Source organism: Neisseria sp. P0021.S007, from assembly GCF_051956855.1.
On sequence record NZ_JBQCXA010001247.1, the window covers coordinates 1 to 510 of the forward strand.

Annotated in this window: 1 pseudogene; it reads right to left on the bottom strand. The window is 51.8% G+C overall.

The window, feature by feature from the left end:
• A pseudogene (locus ACTHUR_RS18555) lies at positions 1-510 on the bottom strand (hemagglutinin repeat-containing protein); the annotation flags it as partial.

The following is a 510-nucleotide window of genomic DNA, read 5'->3' on the forward strand; positions in this document are numbered from 1 at the left end:
CTGATAGGTTTCGCTATCTTGTACGCTTTGAATACTTAGGTTTTTGGCATTAACTTGTACGCCTGTGCCGCATACTTGTGCGCCTTTGATGATGGTATCGCCACCACTTTGGATAAGGGTTTGGCTGCCTTTTTCTCCTATGTGGCTATGGCGGTGGGTTACGCTATCGCCATTGCCGTAGCCTTTGCCGACATTGCCGCCTGCGGTAAAGCCTAGACCAGCCTCCTTGTCCGAATGATACGGCAGCACCTGCGTTCCAGCCGCTGCTTTTGTTGTTGCTGCGTTCGCTGCTGCTTTGTTCGGCGGATTGGAGTGTGATGTCGTTATCGGCAATCAGGCCGGTTCCTGCTTTGCCGGCAACATCTGAGCCGGTAATGTGGATATTGGATTGTTCTGCTGCGCCTGTGGCGATTAATGTGGTTTTACCGCCTGCTTGAATTTGACTCGCTTGGGCTTGGCTTGCTTGAACTCGGGTGGTTTGTCAGTTTTGCTGTTCGCCGTAGGTTATAG